General features: G+C 72.0%; 15 protein-coding genes. 9 read left to right on the forward strand and 6 right to left on the reverse strand.

Features of this window, described 5'->3' with window-relative positions:
• A partial coding sequence (locus tag F8271_RS01730; protein ID WP_151487823.1) for an abortive infection protein occupies window positions 1-930 on the reverse strand: 930 nt, incomplete at its 3' end.
• 33 nt (window positions 931-963) lie between these two features.
• Window positions 964-2,181 carry a cytochrome P450 gene (locus F8271_RS01735; RefSeq protein ID WP_225854101.1) on the reverse strand — a complete coding sequence of 406 codons (1,218 nt, stop codon included), beginning with the start codon at window positions 2,179-2,181 and terminating at the stop codon, window positions 964-966.
• A 261-nt stretch (window positions 2,182-2,442) separates the two neighbouring features.
• Here F8271_RS01735 and F8271_RS01740 point away from each other — a divergent pair, with 261 nt between their 5' ends.
• The 4 genes from F8271_RS01740 to rfbH all read left to right on the forward strand — a co-directional run bounded on the left by F8271_RS01740 (window position 2,443) and on the right by rfbH (window position 7,283).
• Entirely contained in the window at window positions 2,443-3,855 is a 1,413-nt protein-coding gene (locus F8271_RS01740) for a nucleotide disphospho-sugar-binding domain-containing protein (protein ID WP_151487824.1), read from the forward strand.
• A gap of 181 nt (window positions 3,856-4,036) precedes the next feature.
• Window positions 4,037-5,059 (forward strand): alcohol dehydrogenase catalytic domain-containing protein, encoded by a 1,023-nt coding sequence (locus tag F8271_RS01745; protein WP_151487825.1) that lies wholly within the window; start codon window positions 4,037-4,039, stop codon window positions 5,057-5,059.
• Window positions 5,060-5,244: 185 nt separating this feature from the next.
• On the forward strand, window positions 5,245-5,862 hold the full coding sequence (locus F8271_RS01750) for a TIGR03086 family metal-binding protein (RefSeq protein WP_151487826.1): 618 nt from the start codon (window positions 5,245-5,247) through the stop codon (window positions 5,860-5,862).
• 119 nt (window positions 5,863-5,981) lie between these two features.
• Entirely contained in the window at window positions 5,982-7,283 is a 1,302-nt protein-coding gene (rfbH, locus tag F8271_RS01755) for a lipopolysaccharide biosynthesis protein RfbH (protein ID WP_151487827.1), read from the forward strand.
• A gap of 3 nt (window positions 7,284-7,286) precedes the next feature.
• Here rfbH and F8271_RS01760 read toward each other — a convergent pair whose 3' ends face one another.
• Window positions 7,287-8,210 carry an NAD(P)-dependent oxidoreductase gene (locus F8271_RS01760; protein ID WP_151487828.1) on the reverse strand — a complete coding sequence of 308 codons (924 nt, stop codon included), beginning with the start codon at window positions 8,208-8,210 and terminating at the stop codon, window positions 7,287-7,289.
• 272 nt (window positions 8,211-8,482) lie between these two features.
• Between F8271_RS01760 and F8271_RS01765 the strand changes: the two genes are divergently transcribed.
• Window positions 8,483-9,337 carry an AfsR/SARP family transcriptional regulator gene (locus tag F8271_RS01765; RefSeq protein WP_225854102.1) on the forward strand — a complete coding sequence of 285 codons (855 nt, stop codon included), beginning with the start codon at window positions 8,483-8,485 and terminating at the stop codon, window positions 9,335-9,337.
• Between the two features lie 174 nt (window positions 9,338-9,511).
• The gene (locus tag F8271_RS01770; protein WP_225854103.1) at window positions 9,512-11,683 is read left to right on the forward strand and encodes a peroxidase family protein; all 2,172 of its coding nucleotides are present in this window, start codon (window positions 9,512-9,514) and stop codon (window positions 11,681-11,683) included.
• A gap of 248 nt (window positions 11,684-11,931) precedes the next feature.
• On the opposite strand, the gene F8271_RS01775 is transcribed toward F8271_RS01770, so the two are convergent.
• The gene (locus F8271_RS01775) at window positions 11,932-12,471 is read right to left on the reverse strand and encodes a copper resistance CopC family protein (RefSeq protein WP_192580102.1); all 540 of its coding nucleotides are present in this window, start codon (window positions 12,469-12,471) and stop codon (window positions 11,932-11,934) included.
• A 40-nt stretch (window positions 12,472-12,511) separates the two neighbouring features.
• Window positions 12,512-13,102 carry a hypothetical protein gene (locus F8271_RS01780; protein ID WP_151487830.1) on the reverse strand — a complete coding sequence of 197 codons (591 nt, stop codon included), beginning with the start codon at window positions 13,100-13,102 and terminating at the stop codon, window positions 12,512-12,514.
• Window positions 13,103-13,382: 280 nt separating this feature from the next.
• Here F8271_RS01780 and F8271_RS01785 point away from each other — a divergent pair, with 280 nt between their 5' ends.
• From F8271_RS01785 to F8271_RS01795, 3 genes are all read left to right on the forward strand, one after another.
• Window positions 13,383-13,694 (forward strand): cupin domain-containing protein, encoded by a 312-nt coding sequence (locus F8271_RS01785; protein WP_151487831.1) that lies wholly within the window; start codon window positions 13,383-13,385, stop codon window positions 13,692-13,694.
• A 192-nt stretch (window positions 13,695-13,886) separates the two neighbouring features.
• Window positions 13,887-14,462 (forward strand): sigma-70 family RNA polymerase sigma factor, encoded by a 576-nt coding sequence (locus F8271_RS01790; RefSeq protein WP_151487892.1) that lies wholly within the window; start codon window positions 13,887-13,889, stop codon window positions 14,460-14,462.
• A 50-nt stretch (window positions 14,463-14,512) separates the two neighbouring features.
• Entirely contained in the window at window positions 14,513-14,983 is a 471-nt protein-coding gene (locus F8271_RS01795) for a hypothetical protein (protein WP_151487832.1), read from the forward strand.
• Window positions 14,984-15,041: 58 nt separating this feature from the next.
• Here the strand turns inward: F8271_RS01795 and F8271_RS01800 are convergent, their stop codons facing one another.
• Window positions 15,042-20,498: a carboxyl transferase domain-containing protein gene (locus F8271_RS01800; RefSeq protein WP_151487833.1), complete on the reverse strand. Its 5,457-nt coding sequence runs from the start codon at window positions 20,496-20,498 to the stop codon at window positions 15,042-15,044.
• Window positions 20,499-20,672 lie beyond the last annotated feature (174 nt).

Genomic DNA, 20,672 nt, shown 5'->3' on the forward strand with positions numbered 1-20,672 from the left:
GATGAACTCCGAGATCCACACGCCGTTCACCCCGGCCTGCTCGAACAGCTCGAACATCCGCAGGTGGTAGGCGGCCTGCCGGCCCTCGTCACGGACCACGCCGTCGAACACCAGTGGCGTGTCACCCGAGCGGTCGACGACGTCCCAGAAGAAGAACGCCTTCTGCTCCGCGCCCTGGTAGGTGGCGGTGCCGAACTCGGCGACCTGGATGGGGAGACCCCAGCGGCGGTAGCTGTCCAGCACCGCCCGGTGCTGCTCGGGGGTGTGGTACGTCGGCAGGTACTGCCACATCAACCCGATCCGGTCGAACAGCGACCAGTCGACCTGCTCGAAGGGCGCCGCCGAGTAGCTGATCGGCCCGGCGAACACCTGCTGGGCCACCCCGCTGGCCCTGGCCAGGAACTCGTTGAGCCGGGGCGCCGCCTCGGCGAAGTCGATCCGGCCGGTCGGCTTGAGCAGGTGATGGTCCGCGTCGGCGTACGCGTTCGCCATCCGCTCGTGGTACTGCTCGCCGTCGGCGATGCCGGGAGTGAACAGCAGGTGCACCGCGCCGACCGTCAGGTCGATCCGGGCGTCCTGCTGGCGTAGCGACTCGGCGAGCCGGGCCGCCTCGGCGAGATGATCCAGCACCTCGCCCTGCGGCCGGTCCACGAGCCGGGGCTGCAACCGTACGTGCAGGTCCCGCTCGACGGCGGCCTCCGCGGTCTCCCGCAGCCGCCCGAGGTCACTGCCGTAGATGGTGATCGAGTTGCAGTTGAGCTGGTCGCTGATCAGGCTCAGCTCCTCCAGCATCTGTCGCCTGCTCCACGCCATCCGGGACAGGTCGCCCTGACCGGTGGCGAAGTTCGTACCGGCGTCGTAGGCGACGCCGCGGTACTCCAGGGCCTTGCCGGTCACGTCGCCGGCCTGGTCGGTGCGGGGCTGTGCCATGCTGCTCCTTCGCCTCGTGGCCGTCGGGGCCGGTCACCACAGCACGGGCAGTTCGTACAGCCGCTGCAGGGTGCCGTCGTTGTTGTTGCTGGGCAGAGCGTCGAGGGGGGCCGCCGCGCGCAGGTTCGGCATCCGCTCGACCAGCGTCTTGAAGGCGATCTCCAACTCCAGCCGGGCGAGGTTGTCGCCGGGGCAGCGGTGGATGCCGTGGCTGAACGAGAAGCTCGGCTTGGCCGACCTGCGGATGTCGAACGTGTCCGGCTCCCCGACGTGCGCCGGGTCGAAGTTGACCCCGGCGCAGCTGATCAGGATGCCCTCACCGCTGCGGATCACGTTGCCGTCGCCCAGGTCGATGTCCTCCACCGCCACCCGCGCGAACGCCTCGACCAGGGAGACGTAGCGCAGGATCTCCTCGACGGCGGCGGGCACGATCTCCGGGTCGGCCCGCAGCGCCTCCCACTGCTCGGGGTTGTCCAGCAACGCCATCGTGCCCAGCGAGATCACGTTGGTGGTGGTGTCGGTGCCGGCCACCAGCATCGCCATGGCGATGTGCACCAGTTCCGAGCGGGTCAGCTCCCCGGTGTGCAGGTGGTTGGCGATCAGGTCGTCGAGCAGGCCGACGGCCCCGGCGCCCGGGTCGTTCTCCTTCTTCTGGATCAGCCGGTCGAGGTACTCGCCCAGTTCGGCCGTGGCCTCCTCGGCCAGTTCCGGCACGAAGAGCTTGTGCGCGGGCGTCTCGAAGTCCTCGTGCTCGTCGTACGGCACGCCGAGCACGGTGCTCATCACCATCGAGGGCACCGGCTGGGCGAACATGGAGACCAGGTCCGCCGGTGCGCCGTGGCGCAGCATCTCGTCCAGCTTCTCGTCGACGATGCGTTGAATGTCGTCGCGCAGCAGCGCGGTACGACGCAGCGTGAAACTCGGCATGATCATCGAGCGCTGCTTGGTGTGCTCGGGCGGGTCCACCCCGAACAGCACGTCCGCGTAGCCGCTGTCGACGACCTTCTCGAACTCCTCGTTCAGCAGCGGGTAGTTGCCGTGGTACGGGCGGATCGACACCCGACGGTAGTCGGAGAGCACCGCCCTGGCCTGTGCTGCCCCGGTGACCAGCCAGGCCGTCCGTCCGTTGTAGAGCTTTACCTTGGTCATCGGGCTGTCCGCCCGCAGGCCGACGTGACGGGCCGACGGCCGGTACGGGCATTCCCGGGGGATCGGGAAAGCCGGCACGTCGACGGCTTCGGGCATCGCCATGGGTCACCCCTCACTGACCACGGGTCGTCTGCGCGTGCTGACACACACATCGCCCGCAGGATCCGATGTCGTCCGGCGCTCATCGTCCAACCGGCCGGGAGACGGCGGCAACTTCCCGATTGCCCACCGCCAACCGATGGTGCCGCCCGTCGGCCGGACGGCTGCCGGCCTGCGCACTGCAGGAGAAGCCGGGCCGGCGCGGTGTCGGCATCCTGATCACCAGACCGACCGGAGCCATCCCGTGTGCCCAAGGAGGACCCTGTGCGCGTGCTGATCACCGTCTATCCCGCCGTGGCGCATCTCTACCCGGTGGTGCCGTACGCCTGGGCGTTGCAGACCGCCGGGCACGAGGTCCGCGTCGCGTCCCACGCGGGCTTCGCCGACACCATCGCCAGCACCGGCCTGGTCCCGGTCGCGCTGGGTGACGCCGGGGCGCCCGAGCCGCGGCTGCGCGAGGACGCCCGGCAGCCGCCGACCCCGGAGGAGGTCAACGCGTACGCGCGGGCCATGGGGCTGAGCCCGGAGGAACGCGAGCACTGGATCGCCTTCTACCAGTGGAACCTCAACCCCGCCTCGGACTACGTCCGCGCCGACCTGTCCGACGCGCCGGACCTGGTGGAGTTCGCCCGCGCGTGGCGGCCGGACCTGGTCCTGTGGGATCTGGTCTTCCCGGCCGGAGCGGTGGCGGCACGGGCCGCGGGAGCCGCGCACGGGCGGCTGCTCGGCAGCAACCTGGACTACTTCGCGTACAGCCAGGAGCGGCTGGCCGCGCACCGCACCGCGGTACGCGCCGCCGGGCTCGCCGACGACCCGCTGGCCGACCTGGTCCGTCCGCTCGCCGAGAGGTACGGGGTGAGCGTCGACGACGAACTCCTGCTCGGACAGTTCACCGTCGACCCGCTGCCCAAGGGCCTCAGCCTGCCCACCGCGACGGTGAAGGTCCCGGTGCGCAAGGTTCCCTACACCGGCGCGGCGGTCTTCCCGCGCTGGTTGTACTCCCGCCCGCAGGACCGGCCCCGGATCGCCGTGTCGCTGGGCGAATCGACCCGCCGGTACGTCGCCGGTGACTGGGGCCGTACCCCCAAACTGCTCGCCGCCCTGGCCGGCCTCGACGTCGAGGTGGTCGCCACCCTCAGTCCGCTGCAACTGGCGGCCGTGGACACGTTGCCGGACAACGTGCGGGCGATCGAGTGGGTGCCGCTGACCCAACTGCTGCCCACCTGCGACGCGCTCGTGCACCACGGCGGCATGGGGACGCTCAGCTCCGCCGTCGCCGCGGGCATCCCGCAACTGGTCTGCGATACCGACGACTCGCTGTTGTTCCGGCCCGCGACGGCCGCGCCGGCCGAGGCCGACAGCGGCACCTACCGGGCCGGCCGGGAGTTCGGCGCCACCGCGACGGAGGAGGCGGTCGAGGAGGCGGCCGGGTGGCTGCACCCGGAGAAGAACCTGCTGGCCACTCCCTGCGCCAGCTTTGTCACCGAGCAGGGTGCCGGACTCCGGATCGACCACCAGAAGCAGACCGTCGAGGAGATCCGGGCGGAGATCCAGCGGGTGCTCACCGAGCCGGCCTTCCGGGAGGGGGCCACCGCGCTACGCGAGGCGTGGCAGGCGACGCCCGGACCCAACGAGATCGTCGCGACGCTGGTGGCGCTCGCCGACCGGCGGTCCTGACCGGATCGCCGTGACGGCCCCGGTGGTGCGGCAATCGCGAGGATGTACCGGCGGTTGGTGCGGGGCGAGCATGCAGGGGCGGTACGGGCGGGCCAGCATCCCGTCCGCGCCGACGGTCTGACGCCGTGGCGTCCGGACAGTTCCTCCTTCGAGTCGTGCACAGGACGGGTGGTGGTTCGTGATGAGAGCGGCGGTTGTGCCGGGAGTCGACGTGGCCTGGGAGTTGCGTGAGGTGGCGGATCCCTCACCCGGCCCCGGCGAGGTGCTCGTTCGGGTGCGGGCGTGCGGGGTGTGCGTGAACGACGTGCTGGCCACCCGGGGGATGCTGCCGTTCCCGGCGGTCGACCCGGCCGTCACCGGGCACGAGCCGGTCGGCGAGGTGGTCGAGGTGGGCGTGGGGGTGACGAGCCGACGGCCCGGTGACCGGGTCGGGGTGACCTGGGTACGGTCCGGCTGCGGTCGCTGCGACTATTGCCGCCTCGGCCTCCCGGTGACCGGCCAGACCGCGCTGAACTGCCCCGCGCCGACGACCACCGGGTTCACCGCGCCGGGCGGGCACGCCGAATACCTGGTGGCCGCCGCCGAGTCGACCGTGCTCCTGCCCGACGGGCTCGCCTGGGAGCTGGCCGCCCCGGTGATGTGCGCCGGTTACACCGCCTGGTCGGCTCTGCGCGCGGCGGAGCCCCGCCCGCAGGACCGGATCGCCGTGATCGGCATCGGCGGGCTCGGCCACCTGGCCCTGCAGTACGCGAAGGCGTGCGGGCACGAGACGATCGCGGTGACCAGCTCGGCGGACAAGCACGACGCGGCACGCCGGCTCGGCGCCGATCTGGTGGTCGCCGACGGGGAGCAACTGCGCGCCGCCGGTGGCGCCGACGTGGTCGTCCTCACCGCACCGTCCCACCGGGCGGCCGCGGCCTGCCTGGCCGGGCTGCGCGTGCAGGGGCGGATGGTGCTGGCCGGCATCGACGGCATCGAACCGTTCACCATCCCGCCGGCCATGGCCTACCCGTTCTTCTCCCAGGGGCAGCGGATCACCGGCGCCACCCACGGTGGCCCGCACCTCCTGCGGGAGGCACTGGACCTCGTCGCGGCGGGGAAGGTCACACCGTGGGTGGAGACCTTCGAGGCACACCGGGTCGCCGAGGCCGTCGACCGGGTCGCCAAGGGCGAGGCGCGGTTCCGCGCCGTCGTCGAGTACTGAGTCACGGGCGGCCCCGTCCGCCCCTCCCGCGCCGTGTCGCCGCAGGCCAACTCGTGTACGACACGCCGAGCCGGGCCGCGCGGCGATGACTTTCCCGCCTGCCGACCGTCGTACAGGTAGGGCCCCGGTGGCGCCAGGACAGGCGTCTGCCGGGGCCACCTGACGTCGAGTGGCAGGAGAGCGGTATGTCAACGGTGAAGCCCGGACGGACGGCTGGTCCGTCGGTGAGCGGTGCGGGTCTCACGGCGGAGGAACAAGCCGTCGCTGACCGGTACGCCCGACTCGGAGCGCAGTTCGCCGACCGGATCGCTGCGGTCGGAGCGGACGCGTGGTCGGGGCCGACGCCCTGCACCGAGTGGACCGTGCGTGACCTCGTCGCGCACGTCGTCGAGATGAACGAGATCCACCTGAACATGGTCGACCTGCCGGTGCCGGAGGGCCCCGGGGTGGACGTCGACCCGTACAAGGCGTTCGTGCGGGTGCGCGACCAGATCGAGACCAGCCTGAACGACCCCGAGCAGGCCCGCGCGGAGTTCGACGGGCGGTTCGGGCTGCGCACCTTCTCCCAGGCGATCGACAGCGCGGTCTCCACCGAGCTGGTCGTGCACGGCTGGGACCTGGCCCGGGCCACCGACCAGGACGAGCGGATCGAGCAGGCCGACATCGACAAGGCGTGGGAGGCGCTTCGGATGGTCGGCGAGGAGGTGGTGCGCAGTCGCATGGTCAGCGGGCCCGCCCTCGAGGTGCCGCCCGACGCGGACGAGCAGACCAAGCTCCTCGCATACCTGGGGCGCCGCGCCTGACGGGCCGCACCGCCGGCCGGGACGACCCGGCCGGCGGTGCCTCCACCGTTCCTCGACGCATCCTCGACCGGCGCCGTTGACCATGGGCGTACCCATCGTGGAGCGGAGAGGGCGCGGAGATGACATCGCTGAAGGAGCTGGTGCTCGAGCAGACCCGGAAGTACCACCGGGAGCAGGAGCCGGGAGACTTCGTGCCCGGGGTGACGCCGATCCTGTCGTCGGGGGCGGTGCTCGACGAGGACGACCGCGCGGCCTTCGTGGAGGCCGCACTGGACATGCGGATCGCCGCCGGCATCAGCGCCCGGCGCTTCGAGAGCGCGTTCGCCGCCTACTACAAGCTGCGCAAGGCGCACCTGGTCAACTCGGGCTCGTCGGCCAACCTTCTCGCGCTGACCGCGTTGACCTCACCGAAGCTGGGTGAGGCGCGGCTGGAGCCCGGCGACGAGGTGATCACGGTCGCCGCGGGCTTCCCGACCACGGTCAACCCGATCCTGCAGAACGGTCTGGTGCCGGTCTTCGTCGACGTGGAGCTGGGCACCTACAACACCACCGCCGAGCGGGTCGCCGAGGCGATCTCGCCGCGTACCCGGGCCATCATGATCGCGCACACCCTCGGCAACCCGTTCCCCGTCGCGGAGATCGCCGACCTCGCCACCGAACACGACCTGTACCTCGTCGAGGACAACTGCGACGCGGTCGGCTCGACGTACCGCGGTCGGCTGACCGGCACGTTCGGCGACCTGACCACGGTGAGCTTCTACCCGGCGCACCACCTCACCGCCGGCGAGGGCGGCTGCGTGCTGACCGGCAGCCTCGAACTGGCCCGGATCGTCGAGTCGCTGCGCGACTGGGGCCGGGACTGCTGGTGCGAGCCCGGCACCGACAACACCTGCCTCAAGCGGTTCGACTACCAGTTGGGCACCCTGCCCGCCGGCTACGACCACAAGTACGTCTACTCGCACGTCGGTTACAACCTGAAGGCCACCGATCCGCAGGCCGCGCTGGTGCTCAGTCAGCTGCGCCGACTGCCGGAGTTCATCGAGGCCCGGCGGCGCAACTTCCGTCGCCTCTACGAGGGGCTGGCGGATTTGCCCGGCCTCCTGCTGCCGCAGGCCACCCCGGACAGCGACCCGAGCTGGTTCGGCTTCCCGATCAGCGTCCGGCCCGAGGCGCCGTTCACCCGCCAGGAGCTGGTGGCGTGCCTGGAGGACCGGAAGATCGGCACCCGGCGGCTCTTCGCCGGCAACCTGACCCGCCACCCGGCGTACCAGGACGTGCCGTGCCGCATCGTGGGGGACCTGGCCAACTCGGACTTCGTCACCGAGCACACCTTCTGGATCGGCGTGTATCCGGGCATCACGCTGGAGATGGCCGACTTCGTCATCGACACCATCCGCGGCTTCGTGACCACTCGGCGCTGACGTTCAGCCCTGCTCCCACAGGGCCTCGATCGACTCCCGTACCCCGGCCCGCGGGCACCACCCCAGCAGACACCGGGCCTGACGGATGTCGGCCCGGGTCCACGCGCCACCGTTACTGGACACCGGGGCATCGACCAGGGGCACCGCCCCCGGTCGGAGCCCGGCCGTCTCCAACAGGACCTGCACCAGCTCCCGAACCTCCTCGGCGACGCCGCGCCCAATGTTGATCACCTTGCCGTTGACCGGAGCGCGGCCCGCGAGGACCACCGCGTCGGCCAGGTCGCGGGCGTCGACGAAGTCCCGGCGGGCCGGGGCGACGCGCACCGTCAACCCCTCCGGCCCGGCCCGCCGCAGCCGCTCGCGCAGCGCCCCCAGGAAACTCGTGGGCGTGGTGTACGGGCCGTACACGTTGACCGCCCGCAGCACCACGGCGTCCACCGTGCCGGCCTGCGCCGCCCGGAGCACGATCCGGCTGCCGGCCAGCTTCACCCGGCCGTACGCGCTGTCCGGCCGCGGCACAGTGTTCTCGCTGACGCTGGTGCCCTCGGCGATCGGGCCGTACTCGTGGACCGAGCCGATGTGCACCAGCCGGGGCCGGGTCTCCATCGCGCCGAGGGCCGCCACGAGCCGGCGGACGAGCCGCACATGTCCCCGCCGCAGTTCCTCGGCGCGTCCCCACCCGCCGGCGGCGTTCACCACCGTGTCCACCCCCTCCTCGGCGAGGATCCGGGCCAGGTCGGCGGGCGCGGTGGCGGCGAGGTCGAGGGACCGGAAGGGGTACTCGGCGCGGGGTGGCGGTGTCCGGGCGATGCCGACGACCCGGGCGCCGCCGCGGGCGTACGCGACACAGACCGCACGCCCGACGCAGCCGGTCGCCCCGAGGACCGCGACTCGCGTCGCGCCGGCGGTGGTTGTCGGATCGATCATCCCCACACCTCCTCACCGGCCCGCGACGGGCGGCGGGCCGGGACGCGCCCCGGCTCCGCGGCCGGGCCGTACGAAGCGGGGGGCCATGATCGGGTCGGCGGGGCCGACCGGTGCCGGCAAGCGTAGGGCGCACCGCTCGACGGCTGGTTGAAGCTCGCTCAAGGGCCCGTGACCACGGCACCGCGACGGCCGGCACGGTAGAGGATGCGTACCCGACGCGCCGCCAATGACCATGAGTGTCCGCTCACAGTCGATACGAGCAGGTGGCGCGCGTGGAAGCTACGGGTCAACCCATCGACATGGCCGTGCTGGGGCCGCTGTCCGTCCGGGTGCGTGGCGTCGACTGGACCCCGACGGCACCGAAGGTGCGCAACGTTCTCGCCGTGCTGATCGCGCACGCCGACCAGTTGGTGCCCGCGTCCTCGCTGAGCACCGAACTCTGGGGCGAGGACCCGCCGGCCAGCGCGTCGACCACCGTGCAGACGTACATCCTCAGTCTGCGCAAGCATCTCGCGGCGGCGACCGGTTGGTCGGTCGCGGCGGTCAGCAACGATCTGCTGGAGACCCGGACCGGCGGATACCTGCTGCGCACCCGCCTGACCGGCCTGGACCTGCGCCGGTACGAGCTGCTGGCCCTGCGGGGGCGGCAGGCGCTGGCCGGCGGGGACGACGACGGGGCCGTCCGGCAGCTGTCCGAGGCGTTGCGGGTGTGGCAGGGCCGGGCTCTGGTGGACGTGCCGGTGGGACGGCTGCTGGAGGCGCGCCGCCGGCAACTGGAGGAGTCCCGGCTGGTCACTCTGGAGTACCTGGTGGACGCCGAGCTGCGGCTGGGCATGCACCGCGAGGTGTTGACCGAGCTGGCCGCCCTGATCGTGGAGAACCCGCTGCACGAGGGGCTGCACGCGCAGTACATGTGGGCGCTGCACCTCAGTGGCCGACGAGCCCAGGCGCTGGAGGTCTTCCACCGGGTGCGGGGCAACCTCGTCAGCGAGCTGGGCCTCGAACCCGGCGCTCCGGTCCAGCGCCTGCACCAGGCGATCCTCAACGCCGACAGCGACTTCGACATCTGGTCGTCGGAGCGGCGCCCCCTCGTCGGGCCGCTTCCGTCCCCGGCCGGCCGGCCCTGATCAACCGGTGACCGTCCCGCTCCGCACGGCGGAAGAAGCGCACCCGCGCGGGTGGCGACGACACTACCGGGGAGATCGACAGCTGTATGAGGCGTTCGGTGCCGGCGATGGGATCGCCGAGGTCGCCAGCCTCCGTCCCATCGTGTTCGTCAAGTCAAAGGGGAGGAGATGGGCATGCGCGTAGTCGCATCCGGCCGGCGTGGTCGGGCCCGATCAACCAGGGCGGCCCAGGCCGCGGTCGTCGCTCTCGTGGTGGCCGCCGGGGTGGGGCTGAGCGGTCCTGCCCAGGCCGGCGCCACCCGTTCGGACCGGATCCTCGGCCTGTGGGAGGTGCAGAGCATCGACGGGTACGGCAACAACCGGGCCAACCCCAGCTGGGGGAAGATCGACACCATCTATCCCCGGGTCGGACCGGCCTGGTACGCCGACGGCATCAGCGAGATCGTCGACCTGCCGCCCGAGCGGTACGTCAGCAACCGGATCTTCAACGACGCCGACGTGAACATCTACTCGCCGAACGCGGTGAGCCAGTGGGGGTTCGTGTGGGGTCAGTTCGTCGACCACACCATCGCTCAGCGGCTCGGCCGGCGGCTGGTCAGCCCTCCGGGTGAGACCCGCAACATCCCGTTCGACAACAACGATCCGATGGAGTCGTTCCGCAACGACATCGGCATCGTCCCGTTCGACCGGTCCCGGCCGGCCGACGACACCGGCGTCACCACGCCCCGGGAGCAGATCAACACCGTCAGCTCCTACCTCGACGCGGCCACCGTCTACAGCAACAGCAACGAACGGCTGGACTGGATGCGCGAGGGCGCCGTCGACGGCGACGTGCGCAACAACAAGGCCACGCTGCTGATGCCCGGTGGCTACCTGCCCCGGCGCGACACCCGGGGGGACGCCGCCACCGCCCCGAACATGGTCGCCGGCGGGCAGCTGTTCAACACCCCGGAGAAGGCCGCGGTCGCCGGCGACCAGCGGGCCAACGAGAACCCGGCGTTGCTGGCCATCCAGACCCTTTTCGCCCGGGAGCACAACCGGATCGTCGCGCAGCTGCCGACGTGGCTCCCCGAGCAGGACCGGTTCGAGATCGCCCGAGCGGTGGTGATCGCCGAGCAGCAGCACATCACCTACACCCAGTTCCTGCCGGCGCTCGGCGTCGACCTGCCCCGCTACACCGGCTACAAGCGCACCGTGGACGTGTCGGTGAGCAACGAGTTCGCAACCGTCGGGTACCGCGCGCACAGCCAGATCCGCGGTGACTTCCGGCTCGAGGTGGAGGCTGGCCGTTACGACCAGCAGACCCTCGACCGGCTGCGGGAGCTGGACGTCGAGGTAACCACCGAGGGCGACACCGTCCGGCTGATGATCCCGCTCGGTGAGGACGCCTTCTTCAACCCGGACCTGTTGGAGCTGCTCGAACTCGGACCGATGCTGCACGGCGTCGGCCTGCGCCCGCAAACCCGCAACGACGAGATGATCAGCAACATGCTGCGCAGCTTCCCGTTCTTCGTCCCCGTGCCGGGCAACCCCACCTGCGCGGACGATCCGGCTCTGCCGCCCTGCCTGCCGGGCCGCAACGATCTGGGCGCGATCGACATCGCCCGCAGCCGCGACCACGGCATGCCGAGTTACAACGACATGCGGACCGCCTACGGGCTGCCGACGAAGTCGTCGTTCGCGGCGATCACCCGGGAGTCGTCGGAGTCCTTCCCGGCCGACCCGGAGCTCACCCCCGGTGCGGAGATCGACGATCTGGACAGCCTGGACTTCACCGCCCTGTACAACGCCGCCGGGCGGCGCACCACGGCGGCGGCCGACGACGCCGTCCGCGCCGACCGTCGTACGCCGCTCGCGGCCCGGCTCAAGGCCGTGTACGGCAGTGTGGACCGGCTCGATGCGTTCGTGGGCATGATGGCCGAGCCCAACCTGCCGGGTCGGGAGTTCGGTGAGTTGCAGCTGGCCATCTGGAAAAAGCAGTTCACCGCGATGCGCGACGGGGACCGGTTCTACTACGGCAATGACCCGCTGCTGCCCCTGATCCGGGCCGCCTTCAAGATCGACTACCGCAAGTCGCTCGGAGACATCATCGCCCTGAACACCGACATCCCCCGCTCCCGCCTGGCGGCCGACGTGTTCCGTACGCCGCAGGGCCAGCACCGGACCGTCCGCGTACCCGGCGGCGAGAAGCTGCTGCCCGGCACCGGGACACGCAACCTGGGCATCGGCAAGGCCGGCCCGGTGAAGCCGGCGGCGGAGGCCGGGCTGCTCCCGCCGGGCCTGGCGCCGAGCGGCTCGGCGTCCCGGGCGCCCCGGCGAGGATCGCGCCGCCACAGCCGTCCGTAACCGCCGACCGATTACGATCGGGCCGGGTGCCGCGCGCACCCGGCCCGATCCGTGTGCTCGCACGAGACCCGGCCCGCGGCACCGACTGTCCACCAGCTCGATGTGGACGCCGTCGATCAGCCCGGCCGGCGCGGCCGAGCCGCCAGGTAGTTGCCGCACCCTGGTCGTCCACTCCCGATCGGCCTGTGTGCAGCACGAACGCGACGCGCCGGGCCGGCATCAGCCGGCCCGGCGCAGGGTTTCGCCGCTCAGTGAACCAGGGGCTCGGACCCGGTGGACGGTCGTCGACGCAGCAGCAGGACGAGGACGACGAGGAGCACCAGCCCGTCCACGACCAGCAGGGTGGCGCCCACCGGATCGACGCCGTGTCCGTGGCCGGCGCTGCCCGGTATGGCGTCGGGGATCTCGCCGGTGTCGCGGGGCGCCGTGCCGGTGCCCACGCTGAACCGCAGCGCGCCGCTGGCATCCTGGCCGTTGGTGAAGGTGACGTGGTACGCGACGGTGTAGTCGCCGGAGCGGTCGGCGCGGACCGGCTGGCGTAACCCGGTCTCCCCGGTGGTCCGGAGCCGGCCGTCGTTGACCGTCTCTCCGGCGCTGTCGCGCACGGTGATGTGCGACAGCGCCGGGTCGGCGCCGGTCGACAGCCGCAGGGTGACCTCGCCGGGCGTGGTCGCCAGGGCGGTGTCGCCGGCCGGGGCCACCGCCAGCACCCGGGCCGGTCGGTCGTCCGACTGACGGACGACCGCCCCGACGACGACGGCGATGCCGACCGAGGCCAGGGCGGTCACGACCGCCAGGGTACGGCGCGTGGCGGACAACGCGGCCCGCTCAGCCGGCGGTCGGCGCGAGCGTCATCCGCCGCTGGGCCGTGGGGGCGCAACTGCACTGCATCTGCCACAGTTCACTGTCGTTCGGGCGCAGGTGCAGGTACATCGCGACGAGCATCGGGATGAAGACGATCGAGTTGTAGAAGAGGTGCAGCTCGACGCGGGGCACGACGAGTTGGACCAGGCTGGTCGGCGCGGTCGCGCCGGGCAGCAGGAAGCCCAGCTGAACCTGCAACAGCAACAGCAGGTGCTCGATGTGATGCCAGAACTGGATCACCAGCGCGACCGTCCACCAGGTACGGGCCCGACCGACGAAGCCGGGACGCAGGGCGAACAGGCCGATGAGCATGACGATCGCGTACCCGTAGTGCAGCCACTCCGAGCTGACCAGCCAGGGGAACGGCATGCCCAGGACGCCGCGTGCCTGCGGGCGGGCCCACCCGAGCGCCCAGATCTGGTAGGCCTGGACCAGGTGTTCGGCCCAGTGGGCGAGCACGATCACCATGTACAACCCGAGGATCGCGCGGTGGTGCGCTCCGTTGATCGCGCCGAGCACACCGCGACGCGAGGTGTTCCCCTTGACCACACTCATCTGCACTCCATCCACAGAGCTGGATACTCAGCACGACACTAGGTGTCTCGGCGGTGCGGTTCTTCTTCGTTGTTGCGCACCCTTCGGCGCCCGGCACGGCGTGGTCGCGGACCGGCCGGTGGCGATGAGTTTTCCGGTCCCCGGCCGTCATATCAGCAAGCACGTCGGTCGCGGCGAGACGCCGCCAGGCGGAACGGGGACTGGCATTGACTGTCGTTCAGGCGGGGCGGGCCCCGCACGCTGGAGCGCAGGTGCTGCCCGACCCACGTATCGCCCGCTGATGGGCGATGGTGAGGGGCCACTGTCCTTCCTGCGTTCCCGGCTCAGACCGGACCTGCAGCTGCGGGTGGTGACCCTGCCCCCGGGCGGTGTGCTCGACTACGACGAGGCCGACTGGCGCGACGCGATCGTGGTGGTCGAGCAGGGCCAGATCGAGTTGGAGGCGGTCGGCGGCACGCGGCAGACCGTCGGGTGCGGCGACGTGCTGTGGTTGGCCGCGCTGCCCCTGCGGGCGCTGCGTAACCGGGGCGCGGTGACCGCGACGCTGGCGGCCGTCTCGCGCCGGACCCATCCCGCCCCGCCCGACGTCTGATCCGACCGAGGTGGACGCGCCGCGTTCCGGAGGCGTCGGGAACTTTTCCGGACCGGCCGACGACAACCATGGTGCGCGGCTGACCGGTCGTGCCCCGACGACGGCACACCCACGCGGAGGACCTGAGCCGATGACGCGTTCCCGCTCATCTCGCCCGACCACCTCCCCTGCGCCGCAGGGCGGTGGTCGGTGCTGAACGGCGCTGCCGACGACGCGCAGGTGACCCGGTGGGCGCGGGAGGCGGGGCAGGGCGACCCGCAGGCCGCGGCGGCGTTCGTCCGGGCACTCCAGGGTCAGGTCCGGCGGTTCCTGTCGCACCTCGCCGGGCCGGGGGAGGCCGACGACCTCACCCAGGAGACGTTCCTGCGGGCGCTGCGCAGCCTGCCCGGCTTCGCCGGCCGCTCCTCGGCGCGGACCTGGGTGTTCACCATCGCCCGGCGCGTCGCCGTGGACCACGTCCGGGCCGCGGTGGCCCGCCCGAGGGTGGCGTCGGTGCCGGACTGGCAGGCGGCGGCCGAGGCCGCCGGCGCGGTCGTCGCCGGCGCCGACGACGCCGTCACCCTGGACCAGTTGATCGCCGGCCTTTCCCGCGAACGTCGGGAGGCGTTCGTCGCCACGCAGGTGCTCGGGCTGTCCTACGCCGAGGCCGCGGACGTGTGCCAGTGCCCGGTCGGCACGATCCGGTCCCGCGTCGCCCGTGCTCGCGAGGATCTCGCCGCCGCCTGGCGGGCCGAGGGCCCGCCGAGCCGGGAGCAGCGGATCGGCTGAGAGCCGTGCCCGGGCCGTGGGATCGTTGACCTGGCCCTAGGATCACGCCGGTGAAATCAGAACCGATCAGCGTGGCTGGCGTGGCCGGCCCCATCGTCGTCACCACCAACGCCTTCTGGGGCCGTCCGGCCGTCACCGTCGGCGGCGTGCCGGCCCCCAGGACCGGCAGGCGCCGGTACGCGTTGCCAGCAGCCTCCGGTGGCGCCATCGACGCCACGGTCCGCAACGCGTTCGCCGACCCCTACCCGACGGTGGAGGTCAACGGCGTGCCCCATCGGACCGGTCCCGCCATTCCGGTGATCCTGCGCGTCCTGGTCCTGCTGCCGATCCTGCTGGTCGCCGTCGGAGGCGCCCTCGGTGGGCTGATCGGCGCGCTGGGCGTCGGGGCGAACCTGGCCGTGGCCCGTCTCCCGATCCCGTCCGCCGCCAAGGCGGCGGCCATGCTCGGCGTCACGGTCGTCGCGTCCGTCGTCTGGCTCGCCGTGGCCCTCGCGATCGGCGCGGCGGTCAGCGGGAGTTGACGATGCCGCCCCTCCGGCGGCCGGCTGATGCGGCTGGCCGCCGGAGGGGCAGTACGCGCTAACCCAGGCGGGCCTCGATGGCGTCGATGATGCGCGGGCGCAGTTCGGTGGCGCGAATCACCGCGTCCACCGAGCCGACCTCGACGGCGCGCTGGATGTTGTGCACCCGGTCGAACTCGGTGGCCACCTCGCCGAGCTTCTCCGCACGCACCGACGAGCGCAGCTCGTCGAGTTCCGCGGTCAACGCGGCGCGTTCGGTGCCGGACGCGGCGGCCACGCGGCCCTCCAGGTCGCGCACCCGGGGGTCGGCCGCCGTACGGGCGTTGACGTCGGCGGAGAACACCACCGCGGCGGCGGGGGCGCCACCGAGCACCGACGCGAACGAGCCCTCCAGGGCGAGGACCGTCATGCTCGGGTTCAGCGCCTTGGAGAACACCACGAACGCTCCACCGTGGTAGCGCGAGATCACGCAGAAGACGATGGGTCCGCGGAAGTTCACGATCGCCCGGCCGATCTCGGCGCCGTACTCCAACTGGAGCTTGCGCATCGACTCCGGCGAACCGTCGAAGCCGGACAGGTTCGCCAGCACGACCAGGGGCCGGTTGCCGCTGGCCGCGTTGATCGCCCGCGCGGCCTTCTTCGACGAGCGGGGGAACAGCGTGCCCGCCGTGTAGGTGTCCGGGCCGTCGGTGGGCGGGAAGCCGTGCCGGGGCACCGAGCGGGACTCGATGCCGAGCAGGCAGACCGGAATGCCGCCGAGGTGGATGTCCTGCACGACCGCCGTGTCCGCGTCGGCCATGCCCGCCCAGCGTTCCAGCACCGGGTGGTCCTGGTCGGAGAGGGCCCGCATCACCGTACGGATGTCGAACGGCTTCTTGCGGTCCGGGTTGGCCTCGGCGGAGAAGATCTCGCCGACGGTGGCGAAGGCGCTGCCCGCCACGTCGTGCGGGAAGGTGGAGATGTCGCGGTCCAGCGGGTCGGTGGTCGTGGCCCGCCGTGGCGCGTCCTCGCCCGGCGCGACGTACGTGTGGTCGTAGTGCGCCATCAGCACGTCCCGCGCGGCGGTCAGGTTCGGCGCCCAGTACTGCGCCTGGCCGTTCGGCCCCATCACCCGGTCGTAGCCGCCGATGCCGAAGTTGTCCTCGGCGGACACGCCACCGGAGAAGTCGAGCGACTGCTTGCCGGTGAGCACCATCGCCGAGTCCGGTGTCATCACCAGGACGCCCTTGGTGTGCATGAGCATCGTCGCCTCGGCGTTCCAGTACGGCTGGGCGCCGACGTTGATGCCCGCGACCACGATGTTGATCTCACCGCCGGCCTGGGTGAACTCGACGATCCGCTTGAGGGCCGCGGCCACCCAGTCCATGTTCTCCGTGCCGGAGGTCATGGAGATCCGGGCACCGGCCGACAGTGCCCACCATTCCAGCGGCACCCGCAGCTGCTCGGCCAGGTCCAGTGCGGCGATCACCCGCCGGCACTCCGGCTCCGACAGCGCGCCCAGCGACTTCGTCGGGTCGCCGAGCAGCACCACCCGGGTGACGCCCTGCGGGTGCCGTGCGGTCGGCGCGGTGACCACGCCGGCGACGATCGCGGCGCGGTTGCGTCCCTTGGGCCGGTCCACCGGCACCAACACGTGCTCGTCGTCGAGGTCGTGCTCGACGAAGTCGCCGAGCCGACCGGTCAGCTCGTACGGGTAGACCGTGTTGCGGCTGCTCGCCCGCAGGACCTTCAGCCGGTACTCGTCGAGGGGCTCGACCGGTTCCACCGGCGGTTCACCGACGGCCAGTTCCGCGCCACCGGTGGCGTCGAAGGAGATCCGTACGGCGATCTTGGTCAGCTCGCCGGTGCGGCGGTCGCGCTGGCGGGCGATGAACAGGATCTCCTCCAGCCCGGCGCCCACGGTCGTCGGGCGCACGCGCCCGGCGATCATCTCCATCTCCTCGCGGGTGAGCTCGCTCGGCGGCCAGACGTAGACCACGATCCGGTTGGTGTTGAACCGGGTCTTCGACGGTCGGCGGGACTGGGCGCGGCGGATCGAGTCGAGGCAGGCCGCGATGGCGTCCTCGGTGGTCGGCAGCGCCACCAGCCGGCCGTCCTGCTCGCGCAGTTCGGTCAGGTCGCGGACCTGGGCGAACGCGACGAGGCGCTCGTCGGCCGGGTTCTCCCGGGCCACGCACTGGAAGAGGTAGACCTCCTCGTCCGACGACGGCAGCCGGGTCAGGTCGAACTTGTGTAGCCGCTCCAGCTGCATCCGCTGCGCGATGTACGGGTGCAGGCCGCGGATCAGCCGGTCCTCGGTCATCGTGGCGCCGGATGGGCGGAACGTGAAGTGGTGGTGCATCACCGCACCGCCGCGACCCGCGACGGTGGCGGTGAGCCGGCGGACCTGCGGCGGCAGCGGGTGCGCGGTGATGACGTCGAGCAGCGCGGCGGCCATCGCGTCGAAGTCCTCCGGCTGGTTCTCCCAGCCGAGGTAGATGTCGGCGTCGACGGAGTCCTCGCCGGCGGCCAGGTCGGCGAGCCCGCGCAGGGCGCCGTCCAACGCGTCGAAGCTCACCGCGGTGGAGACCACACTGGAGTCGGCGCGTTCGGCGACCACGAACGAGCAGTCCGCGACCGTGTGGGTGCGCACGCTGGTGAGTGCCTTGTTGCCGTAGTACCGCCGGGTGAGCACCTCCAGCATGACCGTGTTGTCGAGGTGGTCACGGACGAGGCGCTGGCCGAGCAGCCGGACCAGCGGCTCGGTGCTGCGGACCATCTCGGCGACGCGCTCGGCGCGGTCGGGCGAGCCCGGGTGCGCGTCCAGGTGTCGCAGGTGCCCACGGACCTCGGCGTAGACGCGGGCGCGGTTGCGGCGCAGCAGCGGCTGGGCGAACCAGACGAACACCACACCGCGGGCGAGGTCGGCGACGGCGGGGAAGCGCACCTGCGTCGCGGCGATCAGCCGTTCCAGTGCGAGGCCGGCGGGCTCGCGCAGCGACTCGTCCGGCGGGGTCTCCCGCAGCCAGGCCCGCAGCAGCGTCGCGACGACGGCCGCGTCGGCGGACGCGCGCTGCTGGGCCAGGAAGATCCGGAACACGGCGGCTTCGAGGTCGGGGGAGCGTTCGAGGTCGGTGACGCCGTAGTGGCCGAGGGCCTTGGCGAGCTTGGCCTGGAACGCGTCCGGCAGGCCGGCCCGCTCGACGTCGAGGCTCTGCAGGTAGGTGTGGAAGAACTCGCGGGCGCTGTGCACGTGCGCGCCGCCGTCCTCGCCGGTCGGCCGGTTACGGCTCAACTCGGCGAGGTCGGCGAACACGTTGACGAGGTCGAGTTCGGCGGCCAGCGGACGATGGCCGTCCTCGGCGGCCGCCCGCCGCGCGGTGAGGTAGTCGTCGAGCACCCGGCGCTCGTCGTGCGGGTCGACGTCGAAGCCGAGCAGCAGGCCGCGCAGGTCCTCCTGACCGCGCCGGCTGCGCTGGTACGCCGGCAGCTGCGCGGCGGAGGTCGGCAGGTCCAGTTCGACGGCGGTGGCGGTGTCGGCCACGGCCTCGGCGGCGTCGTCGGCGAGGGGTTCCAGGCGCAGCAACGGCGCGCCCGCCTCCACCTGGCTGCCCACCGAGACGGCGCACTCCTTGAGCCGCGCCTTGAACGGCGCCCGCAGCACCGTCTCCATCTTCATGGCCTCCAGCACCAGCACCGGTGCGCCCGCCTCGACCTCGTCACCGATCTCCAGTGGCGTGGCGACGACCAGCGCGGGCATGGGAGAGCGCAGAACGCCGCCCTCGTCGCGGCTGACCCGGTGCGTGACACCGTCCACCTCGACCAGGTGCGTCGGCCCGTACGTGCCGGTGAGCAGGCGGTACCGGATGCCGTTGACGACGATCTGGCCGGTGTGCCGGTCGAAGCGGTCCAGTTCGACGTCGGCGGTGCGGACCAGTCCAGCGGATTCGATGCCGACGCGGAACCGGTGCGCGCCGACCCGTGCCACGCGGGTGCGGTAGTCGGCGCCGCGTAGCTTGAGGTCCAGCGGTCGACCGCTGGCGTGCTGCACCTGCGGGCGCCCACCGGACGCCGTCGACAGCAGCCGCTGGCGCTCGACGCGCTCCTCCTCCTCGTACGCCTCGATGGCGGCGGCGGCGAGGGCGACCGCGCTGTGCCGATGGGCGACGAGTCGGCCCTCGCCACGGACGCGGTCGATCCAGCCGGTGTCCGCGCTGGCGTCGATCACCTCGGGCTGGTCGAGCAGGTCGAGCACGAAGCTCTTGTTCGTCGCGCCACCCTCGATGATCACGGTGGTGTTCGCCATGGCCCGGCGCAGCCTGCCCAGCGCCTCGTCGCGGTCGCGGCCGTACGCGATGATCTTCGCGATCATGGAGTCGAAGTCGGCCGGGATGGTGTCGCCCTCGCTCACGCCGGTGTCCACCCGGATGCCGGGGCCGCTGGGCAGGTCGAGCCGCGCGATGCGGCCGGGGGACGGCGCGAAGTCGCGGTCGGGGTCCTCGGCGTTCAGCCGGGCCTCGATGGCGTGCCCGCGCTCCGCCGGGGGAGCGCCGTCGAGCCGCCCGCCGGAGGCGACGTGCAGCTGGGCCTTGACCAGGTCGAACCCGGTGGTCAGCTCGGTGATCGGGTGCTCGACCTGGAGGCGGGTGTTGACCTCGAGGAACGCGAAGAGCCGGTCGCCCGGGTGGTACAGGAACTCGACGGTGGCCGCGCCCCGGTAGCCGACCGCCACGGCGAGCCGCTCGGCCGACGCCTTCAGCTCGGCCGCCTGCGCCCGGTCCAGCACCGGCGACGCCGACTCCTCGATGACCTTCTGGTTGCGGCGCTGCACTGAGCAGTCCCGGACACCGAGTGCCCACGCGGTGCCCTGCCCGTCGGCGATCACCTGGACCTCGACGTGCCGCGCACCGGTGACCAGGCGCTCCAGGAAGACGATGCCGCTGCCGAAGGCCCGTGCCGCCTCCTGGCTGGTGCGCTCGTACGCGTCGGCGAGGTCGGCCTCGCTGGTGATGACGCGGATGCCGCGTCCGCCACCGCCCGCGGTGGCCTTCAGCATGAGCGGGTAGCCGATCTCGGCCGCCGCGGCGCGCGCGGCGTCCAGGGTCTCGACGGCGCCGCGGCTCCACGGGGCGACCGGCACGCCGACCTTCTCGGCGATCAGCTTCGAGCCGATCTTGTCACCGAGCTGGCGCATGGCCTCCGGGCTCGGGCCGACGAAGGTGACGCCGATCTTCTCGCACAGCTCGGCGAACGCCGGGTCCTCGGCGACGAAACCCCAGCCGACCCACGCGGCGTCGGCCCCCGTCTCGACCAGGGCGCGCTCCAGCGTCGCGAGATTGAGGTACGGGCGGGCGGACGCCGGCCCGAGGTCGTAGGCGATGTCCGCCTCGCGTACGAAGGTGGCGGTGCGGTCGACGTCGGTGTAGAGGGCGACGGTTTCGAGCGGAACGCCGGTCTCCGCAGCCAGCTCGCGGACCGCGTGGATGAGCCGCATGGCGGCCTCACCTCGGTTGACGATGGCGATACGGTTGAACACCCGACTGACCCCTTTGGTAGACCATGACCTGCGCGCCGCGAGTGGACGACTCCCGGCAGTGATCACTTTTCCGGCTGTCGGCGGGCGGCGCCATGGCGCAATCACCGAACCAACCGGCCCTCAGTTGTAGGAACCCCACAAATGTTTTGGTCCCCGTCCGACATAAGACGAGGG

Source organism: Micromonospora sp. ALFpr18c (genome assembly GCF_008868155.1).
In the GTDB taxonomy this organism is placed as follows: domain Bacteria; phylum Actinomycetota; class Actinomycetes; order Mycobacteriales; family Micromonosporaceae; genus Micromonospora.